Source organism: Pedobacter caeni (assembly GCF_900129215.1).
GTDB lineage: Bacteria > Bacteroidota > Bacteroidia > Sphingobacteriales > Sphingobacteriaceae > Pedobacter > Pedobacter caeni.
In genome coordinates this window covers 320785-332571 of the sequence record NZ_FQUQ01000005.1, presented here as the reverse complement: position 1 = coordinate 332571, position 11787 = coordinate 320785, and the positions used below count along the sequence as shown (strand labels likewise).

At 44.8% G+C, this 11787-nt stretch carries 12 protein-coding genes; 9 read left to right on the top strand and 3 right to left on the bottom strand.

What is annotated here, in order from left to right; translation table 11 throughout:
• Positions 1–7: 7 nt before the first annotated feature.
• From BUC20_RS25335 to BUC20_RS25305, 8 genes are all read left to right on the top strand, one after another.
• Positions 8–2407: a heavy metal translocating P-type ATPase gene (locus BUC20_RS25335; protein ID WP_073234730.1), complete on the top strand. Its 2400-nt coding sequence runs from the start codon at positions 8–10 to the stop codon at positions 2405–2407.
• A complete protein-coding gene (gene ccoS, locus BUC20_RS25330) occupies positions 2404–2589 on the top strand; it encodes a cbb3-type cytochrome oxidase assembly protein CcoS (protein WP_073234727.1) in 186 nt (61 codons plus the stop codon). The genes BUC20_RS25335 and ccoS overlap by 4 nt, the downstream gene beginning before the upstream one ends.
• A 77-nt stretch (positions 2590–2666) precedes the next feature.
• On the top strand, positions 2667–4778 hold the full coding sequence (gene ccoN / locus BUC20_RS25325; protein WP_073234724.1) for a cytochrome-c oxidase, cbb3-type subunit I: 2112 nt from the start codon (positions 2667–2669) through the stop codon (positions 4776–4778).
• 18 nt (positions 4779–4796) lie between these two features.
• Positions 4797–4961, top strand: coding sequence for a hypothetical protein (locus tag BUC20_RS34120; protein ID WP_200801020.1), 165 nt, complete (start codon positions 4797–4799; stop codon positions 4959–4961).
• Positions 4961–5755, top strand: a complete 795-nt coding sequence (locus BUC20_RS25320; RefSeq protein ID WP_073234721.1) for a cbb3-type cytochrome c oxidase N-terminal domain-containing protein — start codon at positions 4961–4963, stop codon at positions 5753–5755. Before BUC20_RS34120 ends, BUC20_RS25320 begins: the two co-directional genes overlap by 1 nt.
• 1 nt (position 5756) lies before the next feature.
• The gene (gene ccoG / locus BUC20_RS25315; RefSeq protein WP_073234719.1) at positions 5757–7157 is read left to right on the top strand and encodes a cytochrome c oxidase accessory protein CcoG; all 1401 of its coding nucleotides are present in this window, start codon (positions 5757–5759) and stop codon (positions 7155–7157) included.
• A 19-nt stretch (positions 7158–7176) separates the two neighbouring features.
• Positions 7177–7617: a FixH family protein gene (locus BUC20_RS25310; protein ID WP_234994599.1), complete on the top strand. Its 441-nt coding sequence runs from the start codon at positions 7177–7179 to the stop codon at positions 7615–7617.
• Entirely contained in the window at positions 7614–8300 is a 687-nt protein-coding gene (locus BUC20_RS25305) for a sulfite exporter TauE/SafE family protein (protein WP_073234716.1), read from the top strand. Before BUC20_RS25310 ends, BUC20_RS25305 begins: the two co-directional genes overlap by 4 nt.
• On the opposite strand, the gene BUC20_RS33625 is transcribed toward BUC20_RS25305, so the two are convergent.
• Positions 8301–9191, bottom strand: a complete 891-nt coding sequence (locus BUC20_RS33625) for a hypothetical protein (RefSeq protein ID WP_084529270.1) — start codon at positions 9189–9191, stop codon at positions 8301–8303.
• 187 nt (positions 9192–9378) lie between these two features.
• On the opposite strand from BUC20_RS33625, the gene BUC20_RS25295 reads away from it, so the two are divergent.
• Positions 9379–9777, top strand: a complete 399-nt coding sequence (locus BUC20_RS25295; protein ID WP_073234714.1) for a group III truncated hemoglobin — start codon at positions 9379–9381, stop codon at positions 9775–9777.
• A 133-nt stretch (positions 9778–9910) separates the two neighbouring features.
• On the opposite strand, the gene hemN is transcribed toward BUC20_RS25295, so the two are convergent.
• Positions 9911–11269 carry an oxygen-independent coproporphyrinogen III oxidase gene (gene hemN / locus BUC20_RS25290; protein WP_073234711.1) on the bottom strand — a complete coding sequence of 453 codons (1359 nt, stop codon included), beginning with the start codon at positions 11267–11269 and terminating at the stop codon, positions 9911–9913.
• Position 11270: 1 nt separating this feature from the next.
• The gene (locus BUC20_RS25285) at positions 11271–11744 is read right to left on the bottom strand and encodes a Rossmann-fold NAD(P)-binding domain-containing protein (RefSeq protein ID WP_073234709.1); all 474 of its coding nucleotides are present in this window, start codon (positions 11742–11744) and stop codon (positions 11271–11273) included.
• Positions 11745–11787: the final 43 nt, after the last annotated feature.

The following is an 11787-nucleotide window of genomic DNA, read 5'->3' as shown; positions in this document are numbered from 1 at the left end:
TTTCCTCATGTTAGCACAGAAAACCATAGCCCTGGAAACCCAATGTTACCATTGTGGTGACGAGCTTCCAAAAAGCCCTTACGTACTGGATAACAAGCATTTTTGCTGCCTGGGATGCCAGGGAGTATATCAACTCCTGTCGAGCCATGACCTCAGCAATTACTACGCCTATAACGATGTCCCCGGACAAACGCAAAAGAATGGCGCTCAACACTTTGAGTACCTTGACGAAGCAGGAATCGCAGCCAATTTACTGGATTACAGCGACGAAAGAGTGAGCGTTATCACTTTCTATATCCCTGCCATCCACTGCAGTTCCTGCATCTGGCTGCTGGAACACCTTCATAAAATCAAACCCACCATCCTGCAATCCAGAATTGACTTCCTCAAGAAACAGGTAGTGGTTACTTATAAAAACCAGGAGCTTTCTTTAAGACAGCTTGTGGAAACCTTGTCCTCCATTGGCTATGAGCCCCTGATCAGTTTACAGGATGTGGTCAAAGAACAGAAATCAAATCATTCTGAACGGAACCTGATCACCAAAATTGCCGTAGCGGGTTTCTGCTTTGGCAACGTGATGCTACTCAGCTTCCCCGATTATTTTGGGATCACGAACCTGGATCAGGACTTTAAATCTTTCTTTGGATGGATGAACCTGGCCTTTTCTGTTCCTGTGGTGTTTTACAGTGGCCGGGATTACTTCATTTCGGCATGGAACAATTTAAAAAACGGGATCTTAAACCTGGACTTTCCCCTTGCTTTAGGGATCACTGTGATGTTTATCCGATCGATCGTGGAGATCGTCGGCAATACAGGAGCTGGTTTTGTAGACACCCTCTGTGGACTGGTCTTTTTCCTGCTGGTTGGAAAATGGATGCAACAACATACCTATCACCACCTTTCCTTTGAAAGAGATTATCGTTCTTATTTCCCTGTTGCAGTAACGCTGATGGAAAAAGGAAGAGAAAGACCGATCCCATTGAATGAGCTGAGTGTCGGCGACCGGATCCTGATCCGCAGCAATGAGATCATCCCGGCTGATGCCATCCTGTTAAAAGGAGATGCAGAAATGGACTTCAGCTTCGTTACAGGCGAATCCTTACCAGTAAAAAGGGTTCTGGGAGAAGTCGTTTATGCGGGAGGCCGACAGCTTTCAGGTGCGCTGGAGCTGGAGGTTGTAAAACCGGTATCTCAAAGCTACCTGACCCAATTGTGGAACAATGAAGCCTTTTTTGGAGAGAAAAACCGGATCAGAACCTTTAGCGACCGGGCAAGTAAATATTTCAGTATTGTGCTGTTGAGCATTGCCTTTGCTGCTGCCGGATTCTGGTTCTTTAAAGGTGATACGGCTAAGGCAGTGGCTTCTTTTACGGCAGTACTGATCATTGCCTGCCCCTGCGCCCTGGCTTTGAGCTCTCCTTTTACCCTTGCCGCGGTGCTGAGCATCTTCGATAAGAATAAATTCTACCTGAAAAATACCGCTGTGGTGGAAGAACTCGCACGCATCAATACCTATGTATTTGATAAGACAGGTACGATTACCAATCCTGAGGCAACAGGGTTCAGCTTTGAAGGAAAACTGAGTGATACAGAAAAACAACTGGTCAATGACCTGGCCCGAAATTCCGGACACCCCCTGAGCAGGGAACTGGTAAAATGGCTGAACAGACCGGCTTTATACCCGGTAAAAAAATACATGGAAAAAGTGGGCAGAGGAATCACCGGAACGGTAAATGGAAACACGCTGAAATTAGGCAGCGCTTCTTTCCTCGGACTGGAAAGTAAAACCAATGCCCCGGGAGCTGTTGTACATATCATTATTAATGAGCAATACCGGGGTTTCTTTTGCGCTCAGCAACAATGGCGATCGGGTTTTAAAGACCTCATTTTCAAACTGGGCAAGGATGCAGATCTGCACCTGTTGTCGGGTGATCAGGACCAGGACAAGCAAACCCTCGTCCCTTTCTTCCCCCGTGCGCAGCAAATGCATTTTAAGCAAAGCCCGCAAAACAAACTGGATTATATCGTTAACCTCCAGGCTTCAGGCAGGAAAGTACTGATGTTCGGAGATGGCCTGAACGATGCCGGAGCCCTGAAACAAAGCGATCTGGGCATTGCAGTAACCGATAATATCAACAACTTCTCGCCAGGCTGTGATGCCATCCTTGACGGGGCAAACTTCCATAAAATACCACAGTTTATTCAACAGGCAAAAGATGGGGTAAAAGTGATCCATATGAGCTTTGCCATTTCACTCACCTATAATGCTTTAGGATTATACTTTGCGGTGCAAGGCATGCTTTCCCCACTCATTGCAGCGGTGTTAATGCCCATCAGCACGGTTACGATCATTTTATTCACCAGCATTGCAGCCAGACTGTATGCGAGAAAAAACAATTTGCTATGAACATCATCTACTTTCTGATCGGATGCAGTATTCTGCTGGCACTGATCTTCCTGGCCGCGTTTTTCTGGGCCAGCCGAACGGGACAGAATGACGACACCTATACCCCATCGGTACGGATGCTGTTCGATGATGAGCTTCCGGCAGACAAGACTGATATAAAAAGTGACGAGGATCACACTTAGCTGCAATCCGCGTCATTCTATAGTCACACACACCGCCCTAATTTTACAAACAATAAACAACCACTCATTATTTTAACATGACTGATAAATTTTACTACGACAACAAGATCGTCAGGAACTTCGCAGTTGCCACCATCGTCTGGGGCATCATCGGAATGACGGTCGGATTGCTCATTGCCATGCAGCTCTTCAAGCCTGCATTAAATATGGGCTCCCAGTACACGACATTCGGCCGGATCAGGCCATTACACACCAATGCGGTGATCTTTGCTTTTGTGGGTAACGCCATCTTTATGGGTGTTTATTACTCTCTCCAGCGACTACTGAAAGCGAGGATGTTCAGTGATGTACTCAGTAAAATACACTTCTGGGGCTGGCAGCTGATCATTGTTTCTGCGGTAATCACCCTCCCTTTAGGATTCAGTTCCTCGCATGAATATGCAGAGCTGGAATGGCCGATAGATATCGCCATTACGGTGATCTGGGTAGTCTTCGGGATCAATATGTTTGGTACAATTATTAAGAGAAGGGAAAAACACATGTATGTGGCCATCTGGTTCTATATCGCCACTTTCGTAACAGTTGCGGTATTACATATTGTGAACTCTTTCCAGCTTCCGGTATCTGCTTTTAAAAGTTATTATTTATTTGCAGGAGTTCAGGATGCACTGGTACAATGGTGGTATGGCCACAATGCAGTTGCTTTCTTCCTGACCACGCCTTACCTGGGAATGATGTATTATTTCCTTCCTAAAATGGCACAGCGTCCGGTATACTCCTATAAACTGAGTATCCTTCACTTCTGGTCTTTGATTTTCATTTACATCTGGGCTGGTCCGCACCATTTATTATATACGTCTTTGCCAAGCTGGGCCCAGTCTTTGGGGGTGGCCTTCTCCATTATGCTGATTGCACCAAGCTGGGGCGGGATGATCAACGGATTACTGACACTCCGTGGTGCATGGGATAAGGTAAGGGAAGATTCCAGACTGAAGTTCATGGTTGTTGGTATTACGGCTTATGGTATGGCTACTTTTGAAGGCCCTATGCTGGCTTTGAAACAGATCAATGCCATTGCACACTATACCGACTGGATCGTAGCACACGTACACGTCGGGGCTTTAGGATGGAATGGTTTCTTAACCTTCGGTATTTTATACTGGCTGATCCCCCGCATTTACAGAACAGAATTATACTCTAAAAAACTGGTTTCCTTCCACTTCTGGATCGGAACACTGGGAATTATCTTTTATGCCGTGCCTTTGTATTTCGCAGGTTTCACACAAGGACTGATGTGGAAAGAGTTTACTGCTGATGGCATGCTGAGGTATCCAAACTTCCTGGAAACGATCATACAGATCCTTCCGATGTATGTATTGAGGGCTATCGGTGGTGCCTTATACCTTGCCGGAGTCATCGTGATGACGTATAACCTGATCAGAACAGTCCGTTCAGGTAAACTGGTGGCCAATGAGGCTGCTGAAGCAATGCCACTGGCTAAAGATTATGTTCCACAAGGATCTGAAAGAAAGCTACACCGTGTACTGGAGCGTAAACCTATGGTATTTATGGTGCTTTCTTTGGTGGTGATCCTGATTGGCGGAATGATCGAAATGATGCCTACGTTCACGATCAAATCTAACATCCCGACGATTGCAAGCGTACAACCTTATTCTCCTTTGGAGTTACAGGGACGCGATTTATACATCCGTGAAGGTTGTGTGAGTTGTCACTCTCAGATGATCCGTCCATTCCGTTCAGAAACAGAGCGCTATGGTGAATATAGTAAGGCGGGAGAGTTTGTTTATGACCATCCACATTTATGGGGTTCCAAAAGAACCGGACCTGATTTACAGCGCGAAGGTGGTAAATATGGTAATGTATGGCATTACAACCACATGCTGGATCCGCAGACCATGTCGCCGGGAAGTATCATGCCTCCTTATGAATGGCTGATCACCCAGAAACTGGACACGACAACCACGATCAGCAAGATCAATGCAATGCGCAGCTTAGGGGTTCCTTATGAAGAAGGTTATGAGCATAAAGCCAACAGGGACCTGGACAAACAGGCAAAGGCGATTGCTGACGACCTGCAGAAGAACAACATCAAAGTGAAAAGTGATAAAGAGATCGTTGCGCTGATTGCCTACCTGCAACGTTTGGGAACGGATATTAAAGCAAAGTAAAACCTAAACAACAACACCATGTTTAAGCAATTTTTAAATCAAGTAGATGGAAGCCAGGTGTATTTACTCACCTCTCTGGGAATTTTCATGCTCTTTTTCTTACTGGTCGGCATCCTTTTGCTGACCATGAAAAAAGACGAAATAAAATATATGAGTGAATTACCTTTAAAAGACGATCAATAATGGCAGACCTACTTATCTGGGCCTTGTTGTTTGTTGCAGCAAGCATCCTCATCGTTTCCTTACAGGTATTGAAAGTAATCAAAATCTTTATTAAGGAAAGCATCAGCCCTTCCCCGTTTGCAACAGCAGAAGAAAAAGAAAAATTCCGTCTGCTGGCGGAACAACGCGAAGCAGCAGAAAAAGATAAGCCTTCTATATGGACCAAACTGATGGGCTTAAAACCTATGGCAGAGGAGAAAGACCTCATGATGGACCATGAATTTGATGGCATCGCTGAGTTAGATAACCCTACTCCTGCCTGGTTTAGCGTCCTCTTTTATGGAACGATCATTTTTGCCATCGGCTATATGTTCAATTACCATGTCTTCAACTGGGGCAAATCACAGGAAGAAGAATATGCGATAGAGCTGCAGGAAGCTGAAGAAGCAAGGATTGCTTTCCTTCAGAAACCAGGTGCCGGCGGTCCTCAGATCAATGAAAACAATATGGAGCAGAGTACGGATAAAGAAATGATCCAGAAAGGTGCTGCATTGTTTAAAACCGTATGTACCCCTTGTCATGGGGAACATGGAGAAGGTGGCGTAGGCCCTAACCTGGCGGATGAGTTCTGGCTACATGGCGGAAGCGCAAAAGCGGTCTTCAAGACCATTAAGTATGGTGTTCCTGAGAAGGGAATGGTGGCCTGGGAGAAATCCATGAATGCCAAACAAATCTCCGATATCACCAATTACGTGCTGTCATTAAAAGGAAGTAATCCTGCAGGAGCGAAAGCACCTCAGGGCAAAAAAGATTAATATGTCGTCGCAAAGTCCCGGACAATTCAGAGATCAGATCTCCACCCTCACCGATGATGGAAAGAGCCGTAAATGGATCTATCCTCACATCATCAAGGGAAAGTTATATCAATACCGCTCGGTGGTCAGTTATTTTTTTCTGACCTTACTATTTGCTGCCCCATTTCTTAAGTTAAATGGGGAGCAATTGGTCCTTCTGAATATTTTAGAACGGAAATTTGTGTTCTTTGGGGTCATTTTCTGGCCTCAGGACTTTTACCTGTTTGTATTGGCTTTGCTGATCTTTATTGTGTTCATTGTGCTCTTCACTGTGGTCTTTGGCAGGGTCTTTTGCGGATGGGCATGCCCCCAGACGATCTTTCTGGAAATGGTTTTCCGGAAGATAGAGATCTGGATTGAGGGCGATCACCACAAACGTAAAAAACTGGACGATGGGCCATTAACGGGACAAAAGGTATTCAAGAAAGCACTGAAACATGGGATTTACCTGGTGATATCTTTTCTGATCGCCAATATCTTTCTCTCCTATCTGATCGGCTCTACCGTACTGATCAGCATCATCACCGAACCCATATCGGCACATCTGACCGGCTTTATTGCCATCTGTGTGTTTACGGTTGTGTTTTACCTGGTGTTTTCCAGAATGCGGGAGCTGGTCTGTACCGTAGTGTGTCCTTACGGACGTTTGCAAGGGGTATTGCTGGACAACCAGAGCCTGATTGTGGCCTATGATTATGAACGTGGGGAGCCCCGCGGGAAACGGGTCAAGGAAGCAGAAAACCTGTTGGGCGATTGTATCGATTGCAAACTTTGCGTACAGGTCTGTCCCACCGGCATCGACATCAGAAATGGGACGCAGATGGAATGTGTGAACTGCACCGCCTGTATAGATGCCTGTGACATGGTGATGGAGAAAATCCAGCGCCCTACCCGCCTGATCGGCTTTAAATCTGAAGATGAAATCAAGAGCAAACAAGCGTTCAAACTCAACAAAAGGGTATATGCCTATACCGGGGTTCTACTGGTTTTAATTGCCGTATTGAGCTACCTTCTGATCGTAAGAAGTGAGGTTAAAACCACGATTTTACGTGCCGGGGGAACACTTTACCAGTTACGGGAAAAAGAAAAGGAAGTGAGCAATTTATACAATGCCGAACTGATCAATAAAACCAACAGGTCTTTAAAGTTTGAAATCATCCCTGATGATCCGGCCACAAAGATCCTGTATATCCAGAAAACGGATTCCATCGCCTATGGCGGTGTGGCCAAGCTGACCTTCTTTGTGATCATGCCAGAGCGCAGGTTAAAGAAGTACAAATCAGATATCGGTTTCAAACTGGTCTCAGAGGGAAAAGTTCTGGACAGGTTTGAGACGACATTTATAGCACCAATAAACGATTAATTTATAGTACCAATTAACGATGAAGCAGATGAAATGGAACTGGGGAACGAAATTAGTAATAGGCATGGTCTCCTTTATGACCTTCATTATCGTACTGGCTGTAATGATGTTTAACAGCACACCAGATGCCCTTGTGGATAATGATTATTATGAAAAAGGCTTGAATTACGATGCAGACTATAACCGGAAGGAACAGGTGAAAGCAGATCATGCGGCGCCGGAAATTCAGGTATTGCCCGGTGAAATCTCGCTGACGTTTAAGGAAGCTGCAGAAGGAAAAGTAAAAATAGTACGTCCTTCAGATAAACGGATGGACAAGGTAATTATGATCAAAACAGACCCTCAGTACAGGTCGGTCATCCCTTCGGAGGAGATCGCTAAAGGGAGATGGAAACTGATCATTACATGGAATAGTGCAGGTAAATCCTATTTGGATGAGCAGGAGGTCATGATCAAATGAGTACGGAAAGACTTGCTTTCATGATCGGACTGCTGGGGAGCGTACATTGCATAGGTATGTGCGGTCCCCTTGCCTTCGCTGTGCCCTCCCTGAAACAGGGATGGGCATTTCTGGTATTGGACAAGTTCGTGTATCAGCTGGGAAGGATCGTATCGTATTGCTTCCTGGGACTGATGATCGGCCTGATCGGTGAGCAGATCTGGATGGCCGGATTTCAGCAGGGGGTCAGCATCTTTAGTGGTATACTGATCGTCATGGCTGCATCTTCCAGGTTATTCAAATTCCAGGTGTTCAAAAACACCCCTTCCTTTTTCCTAAAGCCTTTTCATAAAGCCTTTAATTATGCGTTGAAGCATAAGGCCAACCACCTGATCATTGGAATCATCAACGGATTTCTGCCTTGTGGTTTTGTGTATCTGGCCATGGCCGGCGCTTTAAATACCGGAAATATCAGCAGTTCGGTAACCTATATGTTCTGGTTCGGAATGGGGACCCTCCCACTGATGTTTATCGCTACCTTAAGTATGGGCTTTACAGGAGCTTTGCTCCGCAGGAGGATCAACAGGGTCGTTCCTTATTTTATGTTATGCCTTGGAATCTGGTTTATTTTCAGGGGACTGGAATTGAACATTCCCTATCTGAGCCCTGCGGGAGCCGGACAAGGAGTTGCCGACTGCAGGTAATTACCAGCGCCTCCATTCTTCAGTTACATCCTCTCCCTCTTCGAGTTCATATCCGGATGTACTGATCACCAGGTCGATAAAACGGCAAAGTTCTTCTCTCTCCAGGGTATCTATATGCTGATACTTCTCATTTAACCGGTTAAAGGCCATCACCACCTCTTTTATGGCAGTCCCGATTTTGTTTGCTTTACGTTCTGCCGTTGCCGTTTTTATTTTATCAATAAAGGTATCCAATGCCAGGCCGGAGGCTTGCAGGTTCACATCCGAAAACAGTTCCTCACCAGCCAGCCTTCGCTCCTCCCATAACAAAATGGGATTCTGCAGATTTAAATGATCAAACGCAGGTAATGCCTCCGGCTTTAAGTTCTTACTTTGCCTTGCAGCGATTTCCTTTCTCTTTATGGCTTTTTTGATTTCATTACTGATGGGCCATATCCTTAAAAAACGAAGTGTTTTATCCTGAGCAAAAGAGGTCAGTATCCGGTGCTGACCGTTCAGAAAAAAACAGTTGTATCCATCCCCGTTTTTCTCTTTTTGCTGAGGTTTTCCCAATTCAGCAAGCTGTTCGCTGCTTTCGTTAAATTTCAGCTGATAAGGCAATCCTTCTTTGAAGTTTTTCTCAAAAGTAATGCACGCTACAAGGAGCTCCATATTTGGTTCGTCATGGTCTGCGCTGTTTCCCTTAAGCATAATAGCGGAATCTGCATATTCGGTTTCATAGCTCTCTGTGGGTAAGAAGTCGATGCTGATCCCCATCTTGTCGCTAAAGACATTAACCGACTCATATCCAGACAACCTGGGCTTTTTTAAGCCGTAATACGCCATTACTTTTTGCACTTCAGGCTGCTTAACCGACTTCCCGATTAACGCTATAATTTCCTCAGCTTTCATATTTTTTTTCCTTGTTTTGACCGGCTTATTTAAAACTCAGCTACTATCGAACCACCTGGTTTAGGCGCTCTGTTAAAATAACGTAAATATAGCAATCAAAGGCAATATACCAAGGTTATTCCGCCTTTAAGGAAGATAAAAACCGTAACTTTAAGGAGTAAAGAAAAGACCATATTTTAAGCAAGGAATGAAAGAGCGCATAGATAAAAAAAGAGATATTAAAGACAGTGATGACATTCGTTTTCTGGTAGATACTTTCTACAGCAATGCTTTAACCGACCCTGTAATCGGGCCGGTATTTAAGGCTGCTGATTTCTCTTTGGAAAGACACATTCCGGTGATGGTCGCGTTCTGGGAAACGATCTTATTAGATGTGGTAACCTATAAAGGAAACCCGATGTTAAAGCATATTGCTTTAAATAAAGAAGTGCCTTTACATGCGGAACACTTTGAACAATGGATGAAAATATGGGAAGCGACGATCAGTGCAAATTTTGAGGGCCCAATTGCCGATAATGCCATTTCCAGAGCATCTTCTATCGGACAATTGATGCAGTACAAGATCAAACAAAGCAGCTCGTTTTAAATACCACAGCTCCCTTTTACAGGTGCATTAAAGGGTTTAAAACGAGCTGTGGTATTTTCTGTTTTATTTTGAACTGGCTGATGAGCCGTAATCTAAGAGATGATGATCTGCTTAAGCAGATGACAATGCTGCCCTAACCTGTAAGGCTAAACAACTGCGTTGTTGGCTGATTGGCCCAAAGTCTGACATCCAGTGCCATACATATATTCCTTAAGAATCTTTTACCTAAAGGTGTTACCCTCAGGTTATCCTCCGACATCAGGACCAAACCATCCAGGGCCAGCCAGCGCATCCGCGTTAAACCTTCTTTTAATCCCGAAGATTGTTCTTCAGTTTTGCTCCAGGACGTATGCCCCTTGCACATGATGTTTAAGATATGCTTGCGGATGACCAGGTCTTCTTCGGTCAGCAGGTGGCCTTTAAATACAGGCAACTTTCCTTCATTTACAATACTGATATAATCTTCTACCTTTTTTACGTTTTGTGCAAATGCAGACCAGGTGTCGCTGATTGATGATACGCCTAAACCCACCATCAGCTGGCTGTACTGATGGGTATAGCCCATAAAATTACGATGCAGCTTTCCTTTAATCTCAGCCCCATATAAGCTATCTGTGGCTAGTGTAAAGTGGTCCATGCCCACATCGATATATCCAGCCTCTTTCAGCTTTGTACGCCCCAGTTCATATAGTTCCTGTTTCAGTTTCGGAGAAGGAAGATCCGCTTCAGTATACCTTCTTTGGCCTGGCCTTACCCATGGTACATGAGCATAACTGTAAAAGGCAATGCGGTCCGGTCTTAACTTTACAACGGCATCCAGGGTATCAGAAAGACCCGCAACGTTTTGTCTTGGCAAGCCATAAATAAGGTCATAATTGATGGACGTGTATCCTGATTCTCTCGCTTTCAAAGTCACCTCTTCCACCTGTTCATAGCTTTGAATCCTGTTGATGATGAGCTGAACATGAGGATCAAAATCCTGAATTCCAAGACTAAGCCTTCTGAATCCAAGCTGATTGAGGGTGGTTAAATGTTCCGGATTGGTATTTCCAGGATGCGCTTCAAAACTAAATTCTGCATCCGGATGAAGATCTGCATATTTAAGAATACCTTCGATCAGCAATTTCAGATTTGCAGCACTGAAAAAAGTAGGCGTACCTCCGCCAAGGTGTAGTTCCTTGATCAGTGGCCTGCTGATAAACAGGTTCAGGTACAATTGCCATTCCTTCAGTACAGCCTCAATATAAGGCTCTTCCACGGTATGGTTCTTTGTGATCCTGGTGTTGCAGCCACAATAGGTGCATAAACTTTCGCAAAAAGGAAGGTGAATATATACACTGATTCCATCTGCCTGGTTGCTTTCCTTAAAAGATTGAGCAACGGCCTTTCCCCAGTTTTCTGCATTGAAATCCGACATATCCCAATAAGGAACGGTTGGATAACTGGTATAACGCGGGGCGGCAACATGATACTTTGAAACGATGCTGTCCATATTAATGTTGGTGAGGTTGTCCTTTGATGTGCACTTTGCTACCTGCCTGATCGCATGCTCTGGAGCAGACACAGGCATCGCCCAGGCAACGGTTTTGTTGCCAATTGTCCAGATTGATGATCGTTTCTATGGCCAGGGCCATAGGCAGTTCCCTGGCGCTGAGTCCTGATAAAGAAGCCAGTGGAACATTGGCGATCTTGAGGCTCCTTAAAGCGGCAGCCTCGGTATCAATATGTGTGGTATCTGTAGAGCGGGTAGCAATGAATTTTACCCCAAGGTCTGCCAGTCTGTTGATCACCAGAGCAGAAACGTTGTCCTCTTCGTTGAAAACGATGACTGCTTCTTTACCTTCGGCATAAGAAGCAGTCTCCGGGCTCAGTGAATTAGAGATCAGCGTGATCTCATGCTTTTTATTATTGGCAATGGCCAGCGGTTCTTTTTCAAAAGATTTTATACTATATGCGACAACTCTCATGCAGGTTCGATTTATTTAATAATCAAAGTTAGCATGAAGAGGA

Excerpts from the sequence above, each read along its gene's own strand:
- BUC20_RS25335 (WP_073234730.1), top strand. The coding sequence starts at position 8 with ATGTTAGCACAGAAAACCATAGCCCTGGAAACCCAATGTTACCATTGT.
- ccoS (WP_073234727.1), top strand. The coding sequence starts at position 2,404 with ATGAACATCATCTACTTTCTGATCGGATGCAGTATTCTGCTGGCACTG.
- ccoN (WP_073234724.1), top strand. The coding sequence starts at position 2,667 with ATGACTGATAAATTTTACTACGACAACAAGATCGTCAGGAACTTCGCA.
- BUC20_RS34120 (WP_200801020.1), top strand. The coding sequence starts at position 4,797 with ATGTTTAAGCAATTTTTAAATCAAGTAGATGGAAGCCAGGTGTATTTA.
- BUC20_RS25320 (WP_073234721.1), top strand. The coding sequence starts at position 4,961 with ATGGCAGACCTACTTATCTGGGCCTTGTTGTTTGTTGCAGCAAGCATC.
- ccoG (WP_073234719.1), top strand. The coding sequence starts at position 5,757 with ATGTCGTCGCAAAGTCCCGGACAATTCAGAGATCAGATCTCCACCCTC.
- BUC20_RS25310 (WP_234994599.1), top strand. The coding sequence starts at position 7,177 with ATGAAGCAGATGAAATGGAACTGGGGAACGAAATTAGTAATAGGCATG.
- BUC20_RS25305 (WP_073234716.1), top strand. The coding sequence starts at position 7,614 with ATGAGTACGGAAAGACTTGCTTTCATGATCGGACTGCTGGGGAGCGTA.
- BUC20_RS33625 (WP_084529270.1), bottom strand. The coding sequence starts at position 9,191 with ATGAAAGCTGAGGAAATTATAGCGTTAATCGGGAAGTCGGTTAAGCAG.
- BUC20_RS25295 (WP_073234714.1), top strand. The coding sequence starts at position 9,379 with ATGAAAGAGCGCATAGATAAAAAAAGAGATATTAAAGACAGTGATGAC.
- hemN (WP_073234711.1), bottom strand. The coding sequence starts at position 11,269 with ATGGACAGCATCGTTTCAAAGTATCATGTTGCCGCCCCGCGTTATACC.
- BUC20_RS25285 (WP_073234709.1), bottom strand. The coding sequence starts at position 11,744 with ATGAGAGTTGTCGCATATAGTATAAAATCTTTTGAAAAAGAACCGCTG.